The sequence below is a fragment of the Rhodopseudomonas infernalis genome (assembly GCF_022271405.1).
Classification (GTDB): Bacteria; Pseudomonadota; Alphaproteobacteria; order Rhizobiales; family Xanthobacteraceae; genus Rhodopseudomonas; species Rhodopseudomonas infernalis.
Genome location: NZ_JAJNAL010000062.1, coordinates 1 through 20,093, shown reverse-complemented (window position 1 = coordinate 20,093; position 20,093 = coordinate 1). Strand labels below are relative to the sequence as shown.

General features: G+C 66.7%; 18 protein-coding genes. 10 read left to right on the top strand and 8 right to left on the bottom strand.

The features are described 5' to 3' along the window. Window positions 1–144 precede the first annotated feature (144 nt). The 3 genes from LPW26_RS24160 to LPW26_RS24150 all read right to left on the bottom strand — a co-directional run bounded on the left by LPW26_RS24160 (window position 145) and on the right by LPW26_RS24150 (window position 3,476). Window positions 145–1,296: a DegT/DnrJ/EryC1/StrS family aminotransferase gene (locus LPW26_RS24160; protein WP_238738307.1), complete on the bottom strand. Its 1,152-nt coding sequence runs from the start codon at window positions 1,294–1,296 to the stop codon at window positions 145–147. A 67-nt stretch (window positions 1,297–1,363) separates the two neighbouring features. After that, the gene (locus tag LPW26_RS24155; protein WP_238738306.1) at window positions 1,364–2,359 is read right to left on the bottom strand and encodes a Gfo/Idh/MocA family protein; all 996 of its coding nucleotides are present in this window, start codon (window positions 2,357–2,359) and stop codon (window positions 1,364–1,366) included. Between the two features lie 133 nt (window positions 2,360–2,492). After that, entirely contained in the window at window positions 2,493–3,476 is a 984-nt protein-coding gene (locus LPW26_RS24150; RefSeq protein ID WP_238738305.1) for an NAD-dependent epimerase/dehydratase family protein, read from the bottom strand. 245 nt (window positions 3,477–3,721) lie between these two features. Here LPW26_RS24150 and LPW26_RS24145 point away from each other — a divergent pair, with 245 nt between their 5' ends. Both LPW26_RS24145 and LPW26_RS24140 read left to right on the top strand, forming a co-directional pair. Continuing rightward, window positions 3,722–4,765 (top strand): MraY family glycosyltransferase, encoded by a 1,044-nt coding sequence (locus LPW26_RS24145; protein WP_238738304.1) that lies wholly within the window; start codon window positions 3,722–3,724, stop codon window positions 4,763–4,765. 58 nt (window positions 4,766–4,823) lie between these two features. Continuing rightward, window positions 4,824–5,234, top strand: coding sequence for a GtrA family protein (locus tag LPW26_RS24140; RefSeq protein WP_238738303.1), 411 nt, complete (start codon window positions 4,824–4,826; stop codon window positions 5,232–5,234). A 42-nt stretch (window positions 5,235–5,276) separates the two neighbouring features. Here the strand turns inward: LPW26_RS24140 and LPW26_RS24135 are convergent, their stop codons facing one another. The 3 genes from LPW26_RS24135 to rfaD are packed head-to-tail and all read right to left on the bottom strand — an operon-like array spanning window position 5,277 to window position 9,727. Further along, a complete protein-coding gene (locus LPW26_RS24135; protein WP_238738302.1) occupies window positions 5,277–7,217 on the bottom strand; it encodes a nucleoside-diphosphate sugar epimerase/dehydratase in 1,941 nt (646 codons plus the stop codon). A 31-nt stretch (window positions 7,218–7,248) separates the two neighbouring features. Beyond that, on the bottom strand, window positions 7,249–8,721 hold the full coding sequence (gene rfaE1, locus LPW26_RS24130; protein WP_238738301.1) for a D-glycero-beta-D-manno-heptose-7-phosphate kinase: 1,473 nt from the start codon (window positions 8,719–8,721) through the stop codon (window positions 7,249–7,251). A gap of 25 nt (window positions 8,722–8,746) precedes the next feature. Then, window positions 8,747–9,727, bottom strand: coding sequence for an ADP-glyceromanno-heptose 6-epimerase (gene rfaD / locus LPW26_RS24125; RefSeq protein WP_238738300.1), 981 nt, complete (start codon window positions 9,725–9,727; stop codon window positions 8,747–8,749). A 186-nt stretch (window positions 9,728–9,913) separates the two neighbouring features. Between rfaD and waaF the strand changes: the two genes are divergently transcribed. From waaF to LPW26_RS24110, 3 genes are all read left to right on the top strand, one after another. After that, the gene (waaF, locus tag LPW26_RS24120; protein WP_238738299.1) at window positions 9,914–10,990 is read left to right on the top strand and encodes a lipopolysaccharide heptosyltransferase II; all 1,077 of its coding nucleotides are present in this window, start codon (window positions 9,914–9,916) and stop codon (window positions 10,988–10,990) included. 81 nt (window positions 10,991–11,071) lie between these two features. Then, window positions 11,072–11,650 carry a D-sedoheptulose 7-phosphate isomerase gene (locus LPW26_RS24115; protein ID WP_238738298.1) on the top strand — a complete coding sequence of 193 codons (579 nt, stop codon included), beginning with the start codon at window positions 11,072–11,074 and terminating at the stop codon, window positions 11,648–11,650. A gap of 1 nt (window position 11,651) precedes the next feature. Continuing rightward, window positions 11,652–12,200 (top strand): HAD family hydrolase, encoded by a 549-nt coding sequence (locus tag LPW26_RS24110; RefSeq protein WP_238738297.1) that lies wholly within the window; start codon window positions 11,652–11,654, stop codon window positions 12,198–12,200. On the opposite strand, the gene waaC is transcribed toward LPW26_RS24110, so the two are convergent. Further along, entirely contained in the window at window positions 12,197–13,141 is a 945-nt protein-coding gene (waaC, locus tag LPW26_RS24105) for a lipopolysaccharide heptosyltransferase I (protein ID WP_238738296.1), read from the bottom strand. The two genes, LPW26_RS24110 and waaC, sit on opposite strands and share 4 nt — an antisense overlap. Window positions 13,142–13,315: 174 nt before the next feature. Between waaC and galE the strand changes: the two genes are divergently transcribed. The 4 genes from galE to LPW26_RS24085 all read left to right on the top strand — a co-directional run bounded on the left by galE (window position 13,316) and on the right by LPW26_RS24085 (window position 17,265). After that, the gene (gene galE, locus LPW26_RS24100; protein WP_238738295.1) at window positions 13,316–14,329 is read left to right on the top strand and encodes a UDP-glucose 4-epimerase GalE; all 1,014 of its coding nucleotides are present in this window, start codon (window positions 13,316–13,318) and stop codon (window positions 14,327–14,329) included. A 118-nt stretch (window positions 14,330–14,447) separates the two neighbouring features. Further along, window positions 14,448–16,250 carry an ABC transporter ATP-binding protein gene (locus LPW26_RS24095; RefSeq protein WP_238738294.1) on the top strand — a complete coding sequence of 601 codons (1,803 nt, stop codon included), beginning with the start codon at window positions 14,448–14,450 and terminating at the stop codon, window positions 16,248–16,250. Window positions 16,251–16,305: 55 nt separating this feature from the next. Next, window positions 16,306–17,004, top strand: a complete 699-nt coding sequence (locus tag LPW26_RS24090) for a fumarylacetoacetate hydrolase family protein (RefSeq protein ID WP_238738293.1) — start codon at window positions 16,306–16,308, stop codon at window positions 17,002–17,004. Between the two features lie 123 nt (window positions 17,005–17,127). Then, window positions 17,128–17,265: a hypothetical protein gene (locus LPW26_RS24085; protein ID WP_238738292.1), complete on the top strand. Its 138-nt coding sequence runs from the start codon at window positions 17,128–17,130 to the stop codon at window positions 17,263–17,265. A 10-nt stretch (window positions 17,266–17,275) separates the two neighbouring features. Here the strand turns inward: LPW26_RS24085 and LPW26_RS24080 are convergent, their stop codons facing one another. Then, window positions 17,276–18,142 (bottom strand): NAD-dependent epimerase/dehydratase family protein, encoded by an 867-nt coding sequence (locus LPW26_RS24080; protein ID WP_238738291.1) that lies wholly within the window; start codon window positions 18,140–18,142, stop codon window positions 17,276–17,278. A gap of 479 nt (window positions 18,143–18,621) precedes the next feature. Here LPW26_RS24080 and LPW26_RS24075 point away from each other — a divergent pair, with 479 nt between their 5' ends. Continuing rightward, a complete protein-coding gene (locus LPW26_RS24075; RefSeq protein ID WP_238738290.1) occupies window positions 18,622–19,878 on the top strand; it encodes an arsenic transporter in 1,257 nt (418 codons plus the stop codon). Window positions 19,879–20,093 lie beyond the last annotated feature (215 nt).

Sequence of the window (20,093 nt, the reverse complement as noted above, 5' to 3'; positions counted from 1 at the left end):
CGGGGGGCCCCCCCCCGCCCCCCCCCGCGAACCCGGAATCCAGAAGTTGTTGGCAATTAGAGATTCCGGGTTCGCTCCGCTTCGCTACGCGCCCCGGAATGACGAGACTCAGTGCCCAACCGCGCCCGTGTGCGGCGGTGCCTCTCAGCGCGCGACGGCGCCGCGCACGGCTTCGATCACCCGATCCTGCGTCGCCTCATCGAGATAGGCGTGCATCGGCAGGCTGATGACGTCCTGCGACAGCCGCTCGCAGACCGGCAGCCCACCATCCGCGGTGGGGAACGCGCGGTAGGCGGTCTGCTGGTGCATCGACTTGGCGTAGTAGATCGCGGTCGGAATGCCGTGCGCCTTCAGCGTCGCCGCGAAGCCGTCGCGATCGACGCCGTGCGGCAGCCGGATGGTGTACTGCGCCCACACCGAGCTGCAGCCTTCGGCAAGCCGCGGCACCGTCACCAGATTGCCGAGCGCGGCCGAATAGCGTTCGGCGACGCGATTGCGCGCGGCGATCTCGTCGTCGAAGATCTTGAGCTTCTGCAGCAGGATCGCGGCCTGGATGGTGTCGAGCCGGGCGGTCAGACCAAGGCGGATGTTGTCGTATTTGTCGCCGCCCTGGCCGTGCACGCGGACGCTGCGCAAGCCGTCGACCAGTTCGGCGTCGTCGGTGAAGATCGCGCCGCCATCGCCGAAGCAGCCGAGCGGTTTGGCCGGGAAGAAGCTGGTAGCGGTCGCGAGCCCGAAGGTGCCGAGTCGCTTGCCGCGATAGGTCGCGCCAAAGCCCTGCGCGGCGTCGTCGAGCACGAACAGCCCTTCATCGGCCGCCACGGTCGCGATCGCGGCGTGATCCGCCGCCTGGCCGAACAGGTCGACTGGAATGACCGCGCGGGGCTTGAGGCCGAGCTTCTTGGCGGTGCCGATGCCGCGCTTCAACGACGCGATGTCGATGTTAAAGGTGACTTCATCGACGTCGACGAACAGCGGCGTCGCGCCGGTCAGCGCCACGGCTTCGCCGGTCGCGCAGAAGGTGAAGGACGGGCACAGCACCGCGTCGCCGGGACCGATCCCCTTGGCCATCAGCACCATCAACAGCGCATCGGTGCCGCTCGAGCAGGTCACGACATAGCGCGCGCCGGTGTAAGCCGCGAGTTCGGCTTCTAGCGCCAGCACTTCCGGGCCGCCGAGAAACTGGCAGTGATTCAGCACCTTGCCGACGGCCTCGTCGAGCGCAGGTCCGAGCCTGCGGCGCTGCGCGCCGACGTCGATGAAGGGCACAGGGTCGGTGCGAAGGTGCTGGTTCATGGAGCTCGGCTTGATCGGTGTGAATGAGGATGCGCTGCGAGGCGCGATTGAAACGATCCGAACGGCGCTAGCCGGCGGCGCGCAGCGGCGTCTTGCGGCCGGCCGCAGCCTTCGGCGGCTGCTCGAGACACTGGATGGCGATCTCCAGGCTGGCGACGCCCTCCTCGCCGGTGACGGCGGGCACGCCATTGGTGCGCACGGCGTTGAGGAAGGCGATCAGTTCGGCGCGCAGCGGCTCGTCGTGGCCGACCGGCAGATGCCGCATCGAGTAGCTGCCGTCGGCCTTGAAGCCGAAGCACTCGGTGACCTGACGGGTCAACAGATCGCCCATCACGTATTTGCCGCGGGTCGCCACGGTGACGTTGCGCGCCTTGAACGGGGTCAGCCAGTTGGTGTTGATGTGGGCCAGCACGCCGGATTCGGTGCGGAACTGCAGCAGCGCGATATCTTCGCGCTCAGCGACCGCGCAAGTGAGTTGCGGCTGCACGTCGACGATCTCGGATTCGGTGAACCAGCGAATCAGGTCGATGTCGTGCACCGCCAGATCGATCACCACGCCGACATTCGACATCCGCGGCGGGAACGGCCCGACCCGGGTGATGCCGATCGACAGAATATCCTCGTTGCGAATCGCCTGCTTGATAGCGGCCACCGCAGGGTTGAAGCGCTCGACGTGGCCGACCATCAGCGTCACGCCGGCCTTGCGGGCGGCGGCGACGATCTCGCGGCCTTCCTCGACCGTGGAGGCGATCGGCTTCTCGACCAGCACATGCACGCCGCGCACGATGCAGGCCAGCGCCACGTCGTGGTGCAGATGGGTCGGCGCGGCGATCGTCACCGCATCGACGCCGGCGATCAGCAATTCGTCCAGCGTTGCGAAGGTCTTGCAGCCGATCAGGTCCAATGCGCGCTTGCGATGCTCATCGAGCGGATCGACGATCCCAACCAGCGTCACGCCAGGCAGACCGGCCAGCACGCGCGCGTGGTTGGTGCCCATCACTCCAGCACCGATGACGCCAACCCGGAGCGCGGATATCGTGGCCAGATCAGGAGCGGACGTCATGGCGGAATGCCTCGGAAAATGAATGATGCGGCTTCCTAGCACGCCGTCACAGGTGTGGCGATCCGGCGCGCAAATTGCCCAAACACGTTTTGATTCAGACAATTACAATTATCTGTGAGGCCCATGGGCCACATCAGACGCGGTAATGAGACCGGTACCAAGCCACGAAGCTGCGAATTCCGTCCTCGATCGCGGTCTCCGGTTTGAACCCGACATCGCGCATCAGATCATCGACATCCGCGAACGTCGCTGGAACGTCGCCGGGCTGCATCGGCAGCATCTCCTTGACCGCCGAACGGCCGAGTTCCTGCTCGAGCAAGGCGACGACGTGCATCAGTTCTTCCGGCTGATGGTTGCCGACATTGTAGAGCCGTGCCGGCGCGCGGCCGGCGCCGGCCGGCGGAACCCGTTCGATGAGCCGCAGCACCACGCGCGTGACATCGGCCACATAAGTGAAATCGCGGCGCATGCGGCCGTGGTTGAACAGCTTGATCGGCCGCCCTTGGGTGATGGCGTCGGCGAACAGGAACAGCGCCATATCGGGCCGATACCACGGGCCGTAGATGGTGAAGAACCGCAGCCCGGTGGTCGGCAGCCGATACAGATGGCTGTAGGAATGCGCCATCACCTCGTTGGCCTTCTTGGACGCCGCGTACAGGCTGATCGGGTGATCGGTGCGATCCTCGACCGAGAACGGCAGTTTGGTATTGGCGCCATAGACCGAGGACGACGACGCGTAGATCAGGTGGCTGCAGCCATTGTGGCGGCAGCCTTCGAGCACGTTGAGGAAGCCTTCGAGATTGGCGTCGGCATAGTCGTGCGGATGGCTGAGCGAATGCCGGACGCCGGCCTGCGCGGCGAGATGGATCACCACCGGAAAGCGCCGCTCGGCAAACAGCGCCGCGGTCGCGGCGCGGTCGGCGAGGTCGCCGCGGACGAAGCTGAAACCGGGATGATCGTGCAGCAGCGCGAGCCGCGCCTGTTTCAATGCCGGATCGTAATAGGTGTTGAGGTTGTCGAAGCCGACGACAATGCGGCCGGCGTCCAGCAGTTCGCGCGCGACATGAAAGCCGATGAAGCCCGCGGCACCGGTCACCAATACGGGTTGTTCCGTCATCAAGCCCTCAGAACGTTTCGACCGTCACTTTCCTGCCGGCGCGGCTCAAAGCGCGCCTGTTTAGCCGCCGCTCCGGTCGCGCAGCAAGCGCCGAATGGTGCCGCACTTGCAAGATCGATCTCGAAACCATACCAAACGGGCAAGTTTGCAGTCCCAACCGCAGGTTGTTCACTGCCGCAAATGCCCAACCGCAGCGAGCCCGATGCCCCGCCTTCACGACACCCCGCATCTGCATGCGTCAAGCCATGTTCTGGCGGGCTGACGTGACCGGCTGGGACCAGTTGATCGCCTTGGCGGCGATACCGCTGGCAGCGCTGATCTGTGGCGCGCTGATTGTTGCGATCATGCCGCTGCTCGCCCGCTATGCCCTGGCGCGCCCCAACGCCCGCTCGTCGCACAAGATCCCCACGCCACAAGGAGCGGGCATTGCGGTGATCGCGGCCACCCTTGTGGTCGCGACTTTGGCGATGATGCTGATCGCGCCGGCGCCCGGCATTCCGGTGCTGTTGTTCGGCATGGCGGTGCTGATCGCGATGGTCGGCACCGTCGACGACATCAGGCCGATCCCGGTGCTGCCGCGTCTGGCGCTGCAGGCGCTGGCAGTCGGCCTGGTGATCGCCGCACTGCCGGTGAACCTGCAGATCATGCCGATGCTGCCGGTCTGGATCGAGCGCGCTGTCCTGGTGATCGCAGCGCTGTGGTTCGTCAACCTCGTCAACTTCATGGACGGGCTCGACTGGATGACCGTCAGCGAGGTGATGCCGCTAACGCTGGCCTTGGTCGTATTCGGGTTCGCCGGCGCCCTTCCGGTCGATGCGACCCTGATCGCCGCAGCGCTCGGCGGTGCGATGCTCGGCTTTGCGCCGTTCAACCGCCCCGCCGCCAAGGTCTTTCTCGGCGACGTCGGCAGCCTGCCGATCGGCTTGCTGCTGGGCTGGTGCCTGCTGCAATTGGCGTTGCACGGCCATCTCGCCGCGGCGCTGCTGCTGCCGCTGTACTATCTGGCCGACAGCACGCTGACGCTGGTTCGCCGCATCCTGCAACGGGAAGCGTTCTGGGAGGCGCACCGCAGCCACTACTATCAACGCGCCACAGACAACGGGTTCCCGGTGACCGGCGTCGTCGGCCGCGTGTTCGTCGTCAACCTGCTGCTGGCTGTGCTGGCTGGCGTATCAGTTGCGGTCGACTCGGCCGTGGTGGATGTAGCCATGTTGATCGGCGGCGCGGCCGCGGTGGGCTTCATTCTGGCGCAGTTCGGCCGCCCGGTCGCGGCGTCGTTGGCGAGATGATGGGCATCCTATGAAGTCGTTGTACAATCGCTTGCGTGACCAACGGCGCGCGCGCCCGATGCTCGCCAAGCTCGTCAGCTTCGCCGGCATCGGCGTCATTAATGCGATGGTCGACCTCGCCGTCTTCACCGTCGCTTATGAACTGCTGAAGCTTCCGCTGGTGCCCGCCAACGTGATGGCCTGGCTGGTCGCGGTGTCGTCATCCTACGTCATGAACAGCATGATCACGTTCCGCACCGAATCCGGCCGCAGCCTGAATCGCAGCGCGTATCTCAGCTTCGTCGCGTCCGGCACCCTCGGCGTCGCCACGGCCACCACCACGCTGGTCGTGCTGTCGCACTTCGTCTCGGTGTTCGCCGCCAAGCTGCTGTCGATTGTCGTCAGCTTCGTGGTCAACTTCTCGATGTCGCACTTCGTGGTGTTCAGAGCCAAGCCGGCCGACCGGGACCGCGCCGGATCCGAGCATTGATCGCGCAGCTGTGCTCCGACCGGGAGGGCAGCCGCGACCCGACTACTGCTGAAGTTCGACCTTGGATTCGAGTCCTTCGGCTCGGTACTCCGGAACAGCGTTCCTGAGGATCGTCACGACCTCAGTGTGGTGCTGCCTGACGATCGCGCCTTGCAGTTCGCTGAGCCAGCTCCGCAACGTCTCCAGCGGCAACTCATTGGGCCGCGCCGCGACGATGCCGGGAATGCCGATCTCAGTGGACGGCTCCTGCTTGGCGAACAGGATCTCGTGCAGCCGCTCGCCGGGACGAATGCCGGTGAACACGATCTCGATATCGTAGCCGGGCTGCAGGCCCGACAGCCGGATCATGCGCTCGGCGAGATCGACGATCTTCACCGGCTGGCCCATGCTGAGCACGAACACCGACGCGCCGGAGTGCTGCTGATCGAGCGCGTGGGTGGCGGCGGTGATGACGAGGTCGCAAGCTTCGCGGATGGTCATGAAGTAGCGGACCATGTCCGGGTGCGTCACGGTCACCGGACCGCCGGCTTCGATCTGCGCCTTGAACTTCGGCACCACGGAGCCGTTCGACGCCAGCACATTGCCGAACCGCACCGAGATCAGCCGCATCGGCGGCTTGTCGCCTTCGGCCGTCATGGCGAGTTCGCGGTCCATGCCCTGGCAGTACATCTCGGCGAAGCGCTTGGTGAGACCGAGCATCGACACCGGCTCGATCGCCTTGTCGGTCGAGATCATCACCATCGCCTCTGCGCCGGCTGCGCGCGCGGCATCGGCGACGTTGACCGAGCCGAAGATGTTGGTCTTGACGCCCTCGCCCCAGTCGCGCTCCAGGATCGGCACATGCTTCAACGCCGCAGCGTGAAACACCAGATCGGGCTTGAAAGCGGTGACGAGCTGGAAAATCCGTTCGCGGTCGCGGATATCGGCGATACGCCCTTCGACAACGGTCTGCGTCACCTTGGCGTTCAGCATCTCCATGGCGGCGTGCAGCGCGGGCTCGGAGTTCTCGATCACCAGCAGCCGGGCGGCGCCGAAGGTGGTGACTCGATCGCACATCTCCAGGCCGATCGAGCCGCCACCGCCGGTGACGACGATCGATTTGCCCTTCAGCAGAATTTCGAGACGGCGATAGTCGATCTTCACGCTCGGCCGCAGCAACAGATCCTCGACCGCGACCGGCGCCAGGCGCGGCGTATCGCGGCTCTCCTCCAGCGACGGCAGCCGGCTGACGATGAGGCCGAGCTTGCGCGCCCGCATCAGAACGGCCTCGGGTTGCGACTCGGCCTCGAACGCCGATGGGGTCATCACCGCCCGCTCGATCGGCCGGCCGCGATTGGCGAAGTCTTCGACCACGTTGGGGAGATCGTCGATGCTGCCCAGCACCGGGATGCCACGGATGGTCTGGCCGCGATCCGCAGCCGACGGCGACAGCACGCCGACCGGCCACAGCCGCTTCACCGCACCGCTCTCGATGCCACGCAAAAATACTTCGGCATCGGCCGCGCGCCCGATCAGCAGCGTCGGCGCCGCGTTCTGGATCATCGCCTTGTTGCGGGTCCGCGTGTAGCGGAAGTAGCGATAGGCGAGCCGCGATCCAGAAAGGAAGCAGACCTCGAGGAACCAGTAGATGATGATGGTGGTCTTGCCGAGGAAGAACGTGCCGTAGACGTTCGGCGCGAGGAAAATGTAGTCGAGAACCAGCAGCGCGACGGTCAGGACGCTGGCGGCGCGCAGGATGTTCAGCAGGTCCGGGATCGATACGAACCGCCACTTGGTGGTGGTGAGCTGGAACGCGTAGCAGACGAAGAAGCTGAAGATGATGAAGTATGGCAGGATCTTCAGCAGCAGCGGCAGCCGATCCAGCAGGTTTTCGCCGTCGAAGCGCAGAAAGAAGCTCAGCAGCACGGCGATCGCGGTGACGCCGGCATCATGGATCGCGATCAACCAGTTGCGATAGGTGAACGACCTGATGTTGGTCAGCATCGTTTGTCTCGCTTGAAGAGTTCGGGGCGGGTCATGCCGTTCCCTCGCGAGCCTTCTCGACCAAAGACGTCGTGCTGTGGCCCGGCAGAATGTCGACCAGCAGCACCTCGCCGCCTCCCGCCTCGACCACCTCGTGTCCGACCACTTGCTCACGCGTGTAGTCGCCGCCCTTGACCAGGACGCTGGGAACGATGCGCTGGATCAGATTCAACGGCGTGTCCTCTTCGAACACCGCGACCAGATCGACCGCTTCCAGTCCGGCCAGCACCTCGGCGCGGGCGCGCTCGTCCTGCACCGGCCGGCTCTCGCCCTTCAGCCGGCGGACCGATGCGTCGCTGTTGAGGCCGACGACCAGGCGGTCGCAGGCGCCGCGCGCGGCGGTCAGCACCTTCACATGCCCCGGATGCAGGATGTCGAAACAGCCGTTGGTGAAACCGACGCGCAGCCCCTCGCGGCGCCATTCGGCGATCCGGCGATCGAGGTCGGCGTCGCTGCCGATGATCTTGTCCTCGGCGGCGAGCGAGGCGTGCGGCAGCAGCTTGCGCCGCAGTTCGGCGGGCGTGACGATGGCCGTGCCGTTCTTGCTGACGGCGACCGCCGCAGCGGCGCTCGCCGCGCGCATCGCGCTCGCCCAGTCTTCGCCGGCCGCCAGCACCACGGCGAGTATCGCAGCGACCGTGTCGCCCGCACCCGAGACGTCGCGGACCTTGACCGGCAGCGCCGGCACATGGATCGGCTCGCCGCCGCGCGGCACCAGCGTCATCCCGTGCTCGCTCTGAGTGACCAACATCGCCTCGCACTCGGCGAGCGTCATCGCTTCCTGTGCCGCAGCGGCGATGTCTGCGAGCGACTCGGCGGCGCTGCGCGTGGCGGTGACGAACTCCTTGCGGTTCGGCGTGAGCAGCGTGGCGCCGCGATAGGTAGCAAAGTTTGCGCTCTTCGGATCGACGATCACCCGCTTGCCGCGCTGCCGCGCCGCCTCGATCACGCGGGCGATCAGTTGCGGCGTCAGGACGCCCTTGGCGTAATCGGACAACAGCACGATGTCGGCCCGCTCGAGCTGCGGCAGGATCGCGTCCAGCAGGCGCGCCTCGATCTCCGCCGAAGCCGCCGAGGCGGTTTCCCAGTCGGCGCGCAGCATATGCGTCGAGAAATGCTCGGAGACGAACCGCACCTTGCGGGTGGTCGGACGCGACGGGTCGCGCACCAGCAGCGGCTCGATCCGCGGCTCGCGCGCGAGCTCCGCGCTCAGCGTCCGGCCGGCCTCGTCATCGCCGATCAGGCCGACGAAAATGCAGCGCGCGCCGACCGCCGCGATGTTGCGCGCGACGTTGCCGGCGCCGCCGACATTGATCTCGCTGCGCTGAACCGCAATCACCGGCGCGGGCGCTTCCGGCGAAATTCGCGAGACGTCGCCATAGACGAACTCGTCGAGCATCAGATCGCCGACGCACAGCACCGTGGTATTCGCGATCGATCGCAGCAGAGTCTCAAAATTGAACATCAATGGTCACGCGGTTGGAGCGCGATCAGCGGAAGCGATCGCTGGCGTCAAGGTAGCCCCTGACATAAGAGGCCACCGCTTCCTCGAGCGGCGTGAAGCCGCCATTATAGCCTGCGGCCCTCAGCCGATCGCCTTTACTCTCAGTGAAATACTGATAGCTGCCCCGAATCTGTTCCGGCATATCGATGTATTCGATTTGCGGCGAGGTTCCGAGTGCCGAATAGGCGGCGAGGATCAGATCGCGAAAACTTCGGGCGTGGCTGGTGCCGACATTGAACAGCCCGCTCACTGACGGCGAAGCGAACAGCCACATCATCACCCGAATGACATCGTCGACATAGATGAAGTCGCGGCGTTGGTCGCCGTCGGCGATGCCGTCGCGGTGCGACTTGAACAGCTGCACCACATGGCCGGCCTTGATGTCGTCGAAGCGCTTCGCCAGCACGCTGGCCATCGCGCCCTTATGGTATTCATTGGGGCCGAACACGTTGAAGAACTTCAGCCCGGCCCATTGCGGCGGCAGCCGTTCGCCACGCGCGGCGCGATCCAGTATGGCGAGATCGAACAGATGCTTGCTCCAGCCGTAAAGATTCATCGGCCGGAGCTGCTTCAGCGCCTGTAGCGAGGGATCGTCGGCAAAGCCCTGCGCGCCATCCCCATAGGTCGCCGCGGACGACGCATAGATGAACGGGACCCGGTTCTCGGTGCACCAGTCGAGCAGCCGCATCGACAGCCGGAAGTTGCTGTCGATCACCAGATCACCGTCGGTCGCGGTCGTCTCCGAGATCGCGCCCATATGAAAGATGGCATCGAGCCGGCGGCCCTTGAGCCAGTCGGCGAGCTCGGCGGGCGGCACGAAGTCCGCAAGCTGCCGCTTGGCCAGATTCTTCCATTTGCCTTCATGGCCGAGGAAGTCGGACACTGCCACATCGCTGCGCCCGGCTTCGTTCAGGGCCGCGACGATGTTCGACCCGATAAACCCGGCGCCTCCGGTAACCAGCAGCATGACTCTCCCGCCTCGATTTGCGCGGCCACCTTTGCCCCACTCCGTCCGGGCAGGCAACTTGAACTCTGGGCGCCGTATTACGGAACCGGCATCCGGGCGAAATCACGGCTGGACGCCGGGCGGCGCAGGCGCTAACCGGCTGGATCGCGTCCGCCCCGGGGGCGACACGCCACCGCCAGATACCGAATGAATTACGATTCACTCACATCGAGCCTCGCCAAGGCGGCTGATCGCTCGGACACCAGCCCGGTTCTGCTGATCCCCTATATGTGGATCGGCGATTTCGTCCGCTGTCACACGGTGGTCCGGGTGCTCAAGGACCGCTGGCCGAACCGGCCGGTGGATGTGCTGACGACCACGCTGTGTGCCCCGCTGGTCGATTATATGCCCGGCGTCCGCAAGGGCATCGTCTGGGACCTGCCGCGCGGCAGCCTTGCACTGGGACAGCAGCGAGCGCTGGCGGCGCGGCTGCGGACCGAGGGCTACGGCCGTTCGCTGGTGATGCCGCGGACCTTCAAATCCACCATTGCGCCGTTTCTCGCCGGCATTCCGCAGCGGACCGGCTTCATCGGCGAGGTCCGGTTCGGGCTGCTGAACGACTGGCGGCGCGGCGAGAAAGCGCTACCGCGGATGATCGACCGCTGCGCCGCGCTGGCGCTGCCCGCGAATATCGAGCTGCCGATGGATTGGCCCGAGCCGCAGCTCGTGGTGCCGAAAGACGCGATCGCCGCCTGGCGCCGCGCCAACGGCTTCGAGGGACGCACCGCCGTGGCGCTGGCGCCGGGCGCGGTCGGGCCGTCGAAGCGCTGGAGCTATTATGTCGAGGCCGCCAGGGCGCTGACCGCCAGCGGGCTCGACGTCTGGGTCATCGGCGGCCCGGGCGAGACCGAAAAGGCCCGAGAAATCGTCGGCGCGGCCGGGCCAAACGCCCACGACCTCACCGGCACCGATCTGCGCAACGGCATTCTCGGCCTCGGCGCGGCAGATCTGGTAATCTCCAACGATTCCGGGCTGTTGCACGTCTCGGCCGCGATCGGCAGCCGCACCATCGGGATCTTCGGGCCGACCAGCGCCTGGCATTATGCGCCGCTCAACCCGATCGACGCGGTGATCGAGACCAAGACCGACGTGCCGTGCCGGCCCTGCCACAAGCCGGTGTGCCGGATGCTGCATCACAAATGCATGCGGGACATTGCGGTCGACGACGTCATGGCCGCCGCGCGGCATGCGCTCGGCGCCGCCGGCCTCGCCCCGGCGCTGTGATCCCGCCTGCGCTTGCCCTGCTCTTGCCCTTCCCCGGCCCTGCGCTTAACCAGTGCCGACCTTCCTGCCTTCAGGTGTGACGTGAGCCAGAACCGCATCGCCGCGCATTTTCACAACTCGCTCGCCGCGATGACGGCGGCCGCCGGCGATGCATCGTTGCTCGCCGCGTCGCAGGCGATCGCGGCCGCGGCGATCGCGGCGCTGCGCGGCGGCCGCAAGATCCTGATCGCCGGCAATGGCGGCAGCGCCGCCGACGCCCAGCATATCGCCGCCGAGATCATCGGCCGCTACAAGCAGGACCGTCCCGGCTGGCCGGCGATCGCGCTGACCACGGACACCTCGGCACTGACCGCCATCGCCAACGACTACGGCTTCGATCGCGTATTCGCGCGGCAGGTCGAAGGCCTCGGCCAGCCCGGTGATCTGTTTATCGGCATCACCACCTCGGGCCGTTCGCCGAACATTCTCGCGGCGCTCGAGGTGGCGCGCGCACGCCGCCTCGTCACCATCGGCATGACCGGACCGAGCGGCACGTCGATGGCTGCGCTGTGCGATCATCTGCTGATCGCGCCGGCGCCAGAAACCGCGCTGGTTCAGCAGATCCATCTGATGGCCGCGCACGCGATCTGCGACGAGATCGAATGCGCGCTGATGGCGTAGCATGAGCGCGGCCGACCAGCGCACCTGCAAGCCCGCCGCCTTCCTCGATCGCGACGGCGTGATCAACTACAACGATCACTATATCGGCACGCGCGAGCGGTTTCGCTGGATGCCCGGCATCGCCGCGGCGATCCGCCGCCTCAACGACGCCGGCTACTACGTGTTCGTGATCACCAACCAGTCCGGTGTCGCACGCGGCATGTTTGGCGAAGACGACGTGCGCGCACTGCATCGCTGGATGCTCGACGAACTGGCGAAGCAAGGCGCGAGGATCGACGACATCCGCTACTGCCCGTATCATCCCGACGGCATCGTCGAAGCCTATCGGCGGGCGAGCGACGACCGCAAACCGAAGCCCGGCATGATCCTCGATCTGGCTCGGACATGGCCGGTGGCGATGCAGGGCAGCTTCGTGATCGGCGACAGCGACATCGATATCGACGCCGCGCAGGCGGCCGGCATTCCGGGCTTTCTGTTCAAGGGCGGCGATATCGCGGCGTTCGTCGATGACGTACTCGGCCGCATGGCGCAGCCCCGCCCCGCCAACTAACCGATCAGCCGTTCGGCGGCTTCGATCGCCTGCTGCGCCGTGGGCGCGCCGCGCTTGCTACCAAGCACGCTCATCGGTCCGCTGCCGACCGGCCCCGTCAGGCCGGGATCGGTCGATACGTAGATCCCGACCAGCGGCACGCGATACGCCGCGGCGAGGTGCATCAGGCCGGTGTCGACGCCGACGACCAGCGCCGCATTGGCGATCACTTGCGCGGTGAGATCGAGCCGCTGTTTCGGCAGCACGCGACTGCCTGCGATCGCAGCAGATAGTCGTTCGGCGGTCTGCCGCTCGGCCTCTGTGCCCCATGGCAGCACGACTTGCAGGCCGCGACCCTGCAACCATTGCCCGATCTCAATCCAATCCTCGGCGCGCCACTCCTTCGAGGTCCGCGAGGTGCCGTGCAGCAGCACCACATAGGCGCCGTCCTCCGCTCGCGGCGGACGGATCAGGCCGTAGTCGATCTCGTCGGGCGGCTGATAACCGAGAGACAGCCCCGTCAGCAGGCGATTGCGCGTGACGGCATGCAGGCCGCGATCGACCGTGTGCGTGACGTCGTAGAACCTCGCTGCCAACGGCTCACGGATGCTCGCCGCATCGTAGCCGTGGCGTTCGCCATGGGCGAGCCGCGCGATGATCGCCGAGCGGATCAGACCCTGCGTGTCGATCACCTTGTCGAAATCCGGCTCGCGCAGCCGCGTGCTGAACTCGCCGACATCGCGCCAGGTCGCGCGCGCCGTCAGCTTCGATCGCCATCGCCGCGTCGCCACCGGGATCACCTCCGCGACGGACGGATGCAGCGCCGCCAGCGGCGCGAACGCCTCCTCCACCACCCAAGACAACCGCAGCCCCGGAACCGCGCGCGCGGCGTCGGTGATCGCGGGCATCTGATGCACCACGTCGCCGAGAGAGGAGGTCTTGATGATGAGAATGTCCGACATCGCGCCGATAGCCGCTACAACACGGCGATCTCGTTACAGTTTGGCAACCATATTGTCGATTCCCCCTGTGGAACGCCGGAAAATCCGGAAGATCAGCGATCTGTCGACCAGCTCGGTCTATTGTCGGAGGAAAGACCAAGCGGGCGCGGCTCGCATTTTTACACGGGGGCCCTGATGACCGTGCTCGTGACCGGCGGTGCCGGCTATATCGGAAGTCACACCGTGCTCGCGCTGGTCGAGGCCGGCGAGAGCGTGGTGGTGATCGACAATCTCAGCACCGGCTTCTCCAACTTCCTTCCCGAAGGCGTGCCGCTGTTCATCGGCGACGCCGGCGACGAGAATCTCGTCGAAGGCGTGATCGCCTCGCAGCGCGTCGATGCCATCATCCATTTCGCCGGCTCGGTGATCGTCGCGGATTCGATGCGCGATCCGCTCGGCTATTATCGCAACAACACCATGACGTCGCGCAATCTGCTGAACGCCGCGGTGACCCGAGGCGTCCGCAATTTCATTTTCTCGTCGACCGCCGCGGTCTACGGCAATCCCGATCGCACGCCCGTGCCCGAAGAAGCGCCGACCCGGCCGTTGTCGCCGTACGGCTGCTCCAAGCTGATGACCGAAATCATGCTGCACGATTCCGCGGCGGCTTACGGCATGAACTACGTCGCGCTGCGCTACTTCAACGTCGCCGGCGCCGATCCGCTGGCCCGCATCGGCCTCGCCACTCTTGGCGCCACGCATCTGCTGAAGATCGCCGTCGAAGCCGCCACCGGCCAGCGGGCCCGTGTCGATGTGTTCGGCACAGACTATCCGACCCCGGACGGCAGCTGCATCCGCGACTTCATCCACGTCACCGATCTGGCGCAGGCGCATGTCGCAGCGCTGCGCTATCTGCGCCAGGGTGGATCCCCGACGACGCTGAACTGCGGCTACGGCCGTGGCTATTCGGTGCTGGAAACCATCGACGCAGTGCGGCGCGTCGCCGGCCGCAATTTCGCCGTCGGCAGCGCAGCGCGGCGGCCGGGCGACATCGTCACCATGGTCGCCGACACCAGCCGGATTCGCGGAACGCTGGACTGGACGCCGCGCTACGATGACCTCGACACCATCGCGGCGCACGCTTTGGCGTGGGAGCGCAAGCTCCTCGCCCAGCGCCAAGGCTCTGAACTTGAAGCGATTTCAGCCTAAGGCCTAGCCCCGCGGGCAGGTTTTGGCTTGAAAACCCCCGCCATCGGGGGCAAGGAGGCGGCCAGACGCACGCCAGCCCGACGCGCGCGACCAGCTCGACGCCGTCGATGGAACGCGGATGACCAAAGCCCCTCGCAAGATAACCGACGATCCCTACGGCGCCGCCCAACTGGTGCGCCGCCTGGTGATGGAACAGGCGTCGGTGTATTGGCGCCGCTACCTGCTGGCCTTCATCCTGATGGCGGTCGCCGCGGCCGCCACGGCGCTGTCGGCGTATCTGCTCGGTCAGGTGATCAACCAGGCCTATGTCGACCGCAATCTCAACGGCATCGTCGTGCTGTCGCTGGTCAGCCTGGCGATCTTCACCATCAAGGGCGTCGCGACCTACGGCCAGTCGGTGATCCTGACGCAGATCAAGAACGCGATCCTCGCCAACAATCAGCGCCGGCTGTTCGACAAGCTGATGCATGAGAGCCTCGGCTTCTATGCGCAGCGGCACTCCTCGGAATTTCTCGCTCGCCTGACCTCCGGCGCCAACTCCGTCACCGAAGTGCTCAACCTGCTGATCAACGCGATCGGCCGCGATCTGCTGTCGCTGATCGGGCTCGTCATCGTGATGGTGTCGCAGGATCCATTCATGGCGCTGTTCGGCCTGCTGATCGCGCCGCCAGCGGTGCTGGTACTACGCAAGCTGGTGCGGCGCGTGAAAGGGCTCGCTTACACGCAGTTCGCCGGCAACGCCGAGATCCTCGAGACGATGCAGGAATCGCTGCAGGGCATCCGCACCGTCAAGGCGTTCTCGCTCGAACAGACGATGCGCGACCGGATCGGCGCCAGCATCGAGGCGGTGCGCAAGAACGCCGACAAGATGGCGCGGGTGTCGAACCGCTCCAGCCCGCTGATGGAAACGCTCGGCGGCTTCGCGGTCGCGGCGTCGCTGATGTATGGCGGCTATCGTGTGGTCGCGATGGGCGCGACGCCGGGGCAGTTCTTCTCCTTCCTCACCGCGTTCCTGCTGGCCTACGAGCCCGCGAAACGGCTGGCGCGGCTCAACATCGAGCTCAACAGCGGCCTGGTCGGCGCCCGCATGCTGCTGGAGATCGTCGACAGCCCGCCGAGCGAGCCCGACGACAGCGCCAAGCCGGCGCTCGCGCTCACCGAAGCGCGGGTCGAATTCGACGCCGTGCGCTTCGCCTATCGGGCCGACGAGCCGGTGCTGAAGGCGATGAGCTTCGTCGCCGAGCCCGGCAAGATGACCGCGCTGGTTGGTCCGTCCGGCGGCGGCAAGTCCACCGTGCTGGCGCTGCTGCTGCGGTTCTATGAGCCGTCCGCCGGCGACATCCGGATCGACGGCCAGTCGATCGCGTCGGTGTCGCGGGCTTCGCTGCGCGAGCAGACTGCCTATGTCGGCCAGGACGTCTATCTGTTCCGCGACACCGTCCGCGCCAACATCGCGTTCGGCAAGATCGGCGCCAGCGAAGACGAGATCATCGCCGCCGCCAAGGCGGCGCACGCTCACGACTTCATCATGGGCTTCCCACTGGGCTACGACACCCCGGTCGGCGAGCACGGCGCGCAATTGTCGGGTGGCCAGCGTCAGCGCATCGCGGTTGCGCGCGCGCTGCTGCGCGATGCGCCGGTCGTGCTGCTCGACGAGGCGACGGCAGCGCTCGATTCCGAGTCGGAGAAACTGGTGCAGGAAGCCATCGAACGGCTTTGCCACAACCGCACCACCATCGTGATCGCGCACCGGCTGCACACCATCATGCACGCCGACCAGATCCTCGTTGTCGAAGCCGGCGAGATCGTCGAGCAGGGCCGGCACGACGATCTGCTGCGCCGCGGCGGCCGCTACGCCTCGTTCTTCCGCCTGCAGCAGCGTAACACTGCGCCGCTGGCCGAAGTCGACGCTGCCGTCTAAGCTACACGCCCTTCCCGCGCTCTGCCCCATTCCCCCTGCTGCGAAAGTCAGACCGATGAGCTCAACTTCCGTGATCGCCCCGCTGCCGCAGCCCGCCCTCGCCGTGCAGGGGGACAGCAAAACGTTTCCGGTGCGCCGGATCTGGTGCGTCGGCCGCAACTATCTCGAGCACATCCGCGAGCTCGGCAATGACGAGCGCAACCCGCCCTTCTTCTTCGCCAAGCATGCCGACATGATTGCGCCCGATGGCGCCGCGATTCCGTATCCGACACTGACCAAGGACATGCAGCACGAGGTCGAGCTGATCGTCGCGCTGAAGAGCGGCGGCCTCAATATTCCGGCGGAGACGGCGCTCGATCATGTCTGGGGCTACGGCGTCGGCATCGATCTGACGCGGCGCGATCTGCAGACCATCTCGCGCAAGAAGGAGCAGCCCTGGGAGATCGGCAAATCGTTCGACCTGTCAGCGCCGTGCGGCGCACTGCGGCCGGCTTCCGAGATCGGGCACCCTTCGAACGGCAAGATCTGGCTGTCGGTCAACGGCACCGAGCGGCAGAAGGGTGATCTGTCGGAGATGATCTGGAACGTCGCCGAGATCATCTCGAAGCTGTCGCTGCAGGTCGCGCTCGGTGCCGGCGACATCATCATGACCGGCACCCCTGCAGGCGTCGCGGCGCTGGTGCCCGGCGACAAGGTCGAATGCGGCGTCGATGGCGTCGGCACGCTGGCGATCAGCATCGGCAAGCCGATTTAGGTCGGCCGTCCACCGATCTGGAATTGCTCGACAATCGCCGGAATCAACCCGTGTGGGGGTGGTATTAAGAGCCGGTTATGCATAATCCCTGATAATTATAGAGGTGCTGCAGGAGCCGGCGTCATGGCCTCGGACATCAGGCGATTTGTCATGCTTTCGGTGGCGATGGTGCTGTTTCTCGCTGCGGCACAAGCCTCGGCGGGACTGTCCTGGCGCGGCAGCGAGCCGGCGCGCATCGCAACGATCGGCATCGTTCAGTAGTTCGGCGGGCTCATTCAGCGCCCGCATCCCTGAAGTCGGGATGGAACGACCGCGGCTGCCAGCCGATCTCGCTGGCGGCTGGAGCAACGTCGAAGGTCATGTCCTTCGCCATCCGCGTCGCCATCGTGGCCGAGAGCCCGGGCAGCACGCGCACCGCCAGCGGCAGCACCAGGCGCCACGCCCAATCCGGCACCGGCACGATGATCCGTGGCAAGCCAAGGCCGTCGAAGATCCGCCCGACCATCTCGCGATAGCTCAGCGTCTCGCCGCCCGGCAGATTGTAGGTCTTGCCGGCGCAGGCCGGCCGCGCGGCCGCGGCGATCGCGGCGGCGGCGAGATCGTCGGCGTGGACCGGCTGGCGCAACCCTTCGCCGCCGGCCATCAGCGGAAAGAACCGAAAGCGGCGGACCAGCCCGGCAATGCGGCTGACATTGCCGTCCCGGCCCTCGAGATAGATCAGCGTCGGCCGCAGCACCGTCCAGGCCACGCCGTGCGCCTCGCAGGCCGCGGTCAGCCGTGCCTCGTCGGCGCCCCAGAGCCGGATCGCGGCGCGCTCGTCTGGATCGGGCGACTCCCATTTGGTGGCGATGCTGGTCGAGGTGAAAACCACCAGCCGGGTCATGCCGGCCGCGGCGAGCTGTGGAACAGCGTCGGCGACGCGGCCGACCGGAGCCGTGGCATAGACCACGCCGAGCGGCGGCAGCGCGGCGCGGCCGAGATCTGCGAGATCTCCCGCCAGCCAGTCGGCGCCCTCGCCGCCATCCCGCGCTTTGCGCGACAGCCCGATCGGACGCGCGCCCTCGGCCACGAGCCGGCGCAGGATCGCGCCGCCGACCATGCCGGTCGCGCCGATCACCAGAGGCCGCGGCGCAGTCATGACGCGGCGGGCCCTTCAACGAATGCGCCGATCACGGCGAATGGCTTGGTTCTGAACATCCGCGGTGCATAGCAGGATCGGCCCGCCGAGTCGCCTCCTCCCGACACCGGTCGCAGCCACGCGCCGAACTAACAGGAGTTCGCACATCGCGCCCGCGGCATGTCAGCGGCCTGTCTGCGGCCGCCGCCGAAGCGTAAGCGCGGCTGGGTTCGCGTCATGAGCGTGCCCACAGCGGCTTGTGATTTGTCGCGGCGGCACGGCTGTGGTTTCAGCTTGGCAACGCCGCGGCCGCCGCGATATGGCGTCGGGGCCCGGAGCCGCGCCTGCGTATTCGAACGTCGCGCGGGTTTCGACGCGAAAGGATGGTGGCTGGTGTTCGTCTGCTTGATCGCTTCCGCCTCTGGCCGACGCGCCGCTGCCCTGCCCCCGCTTCGTCTGCCGATCTCCGCGCCCCTGGCCTTGCCGGCGGGAGCGGCCTGATGGTCACCGTCACCGCCGCGACCTGCAGCATTGCCGCCCTGGCGACACTCGGGGTCGTCGCCCGGCCGTGGAACCTGCCGGAATACATCTGGGCCGCGGCCGGCGCGGTGTTGCTGGTGGTGCTGCAATTGTTGCCGTGGCAGGACGCGGTCGCCGCCGCCGGCAAGGGCCTCGACGTGTACTTCTTCCTGATCGGCATGATGCTGCTGGCGGAGGTGGCGCGTCAGGAAGGCCTGTTCGACTGGCTCGCCGTGCAGGCGGTGCGGCACTCGCGGCATTCGGCGTCGCGGCTGTTCACCATCGTCTATGCGGTCGGCACGCTGGTGACGATCTTCCTGTCCAACGACGCCACCGCGGTGGTGCTGACGCCGGCGGTGTATGCGGCGGCGCGCGCCGCCAAGGTCGAGCCGCTGCCGTATCTCCTGGTGTGCGCGTTCATCGCCAACGCGGCGAGCTTCGTGCTGCCGATCTCCAATCCCGCCAACCTCGTGGTGTTCGGCGAGCGCATGCCGACGCTGCTGGAGTGGCTGCGGGTGTTCTCGCTGCCGTCGGTCGTGGCCATCCTCGTCACCTTCGTGATGCTGCGCTTCACCCAGCGCCGGCATCTGCGCGGCCGCGTCGATACCGATGTGGAGCCGGTGAAGCTGACGCGCGGCGCCGCGATCGTCGCCGCCGGCATCGCGCTCACTGCGGTCGCGCTGCTCGCCTCGTCGGCGCTCGGCCACGATCTCGGTCTGCCGACGCTGATCTGCGGCGTGCTGGTCACCGTGATGGTGCTGCTGATCGGCCGCAAATCGCCGGTGCCGGTGATCAAGGACGTATCGTGGTCGGTGCTGCCGCTGGTCGCCGGGCTGTTCGTACTGGTCGAGGGCCTCAATCACACCGGCCTGCTGCCGCAACTCTCAGACCTGCTGCGCGAGTCCGCGGCGGCGTCGCCGCAGGCGACCGCATGGGGCGCCGGCCTGTTCACGGCGTTCGCGTCGAACCTCGTCAACAATCTGCCGATGGGACTGATCGCGGCGACCACCACCCACGCCGCGCAGGCTTCGCATCAGATCACCGGCGCGGTGCTGATCGGTGTCGACCTCGGCCCCAATCTCTCCGTCACCGGCTCGCTCGCCACCATCCTGTGGCTGATCGCACTGCGCCGCGAAGGCGAACACATCGGCGCGCTCCGCTTCCTGCGCCTCGGCGTGCTGATCATGACGCCAGCTTTGCTTCTGGCGCTGGCGGCGCTGATGCTGATGCCGGCGTGAGCCCGGCGCAGCGGTTGGGCGAAGCATCGCCGAAGTAACAACTCGTCATTGGAGGGCTCGACCCGGCAATCCATCCCCTTCGCAACACGCCTCTCCTCCGAAGACCGCGTCGTTCAGCGCGCCGCGCGCGATGGATGCGGGGGCCGTCGCCGCGCCGAAGGGCTCCGGCCCCGCAGGCGGGTCGAGCCCGCGCATGACGGCGGAAGCTGGGGCAT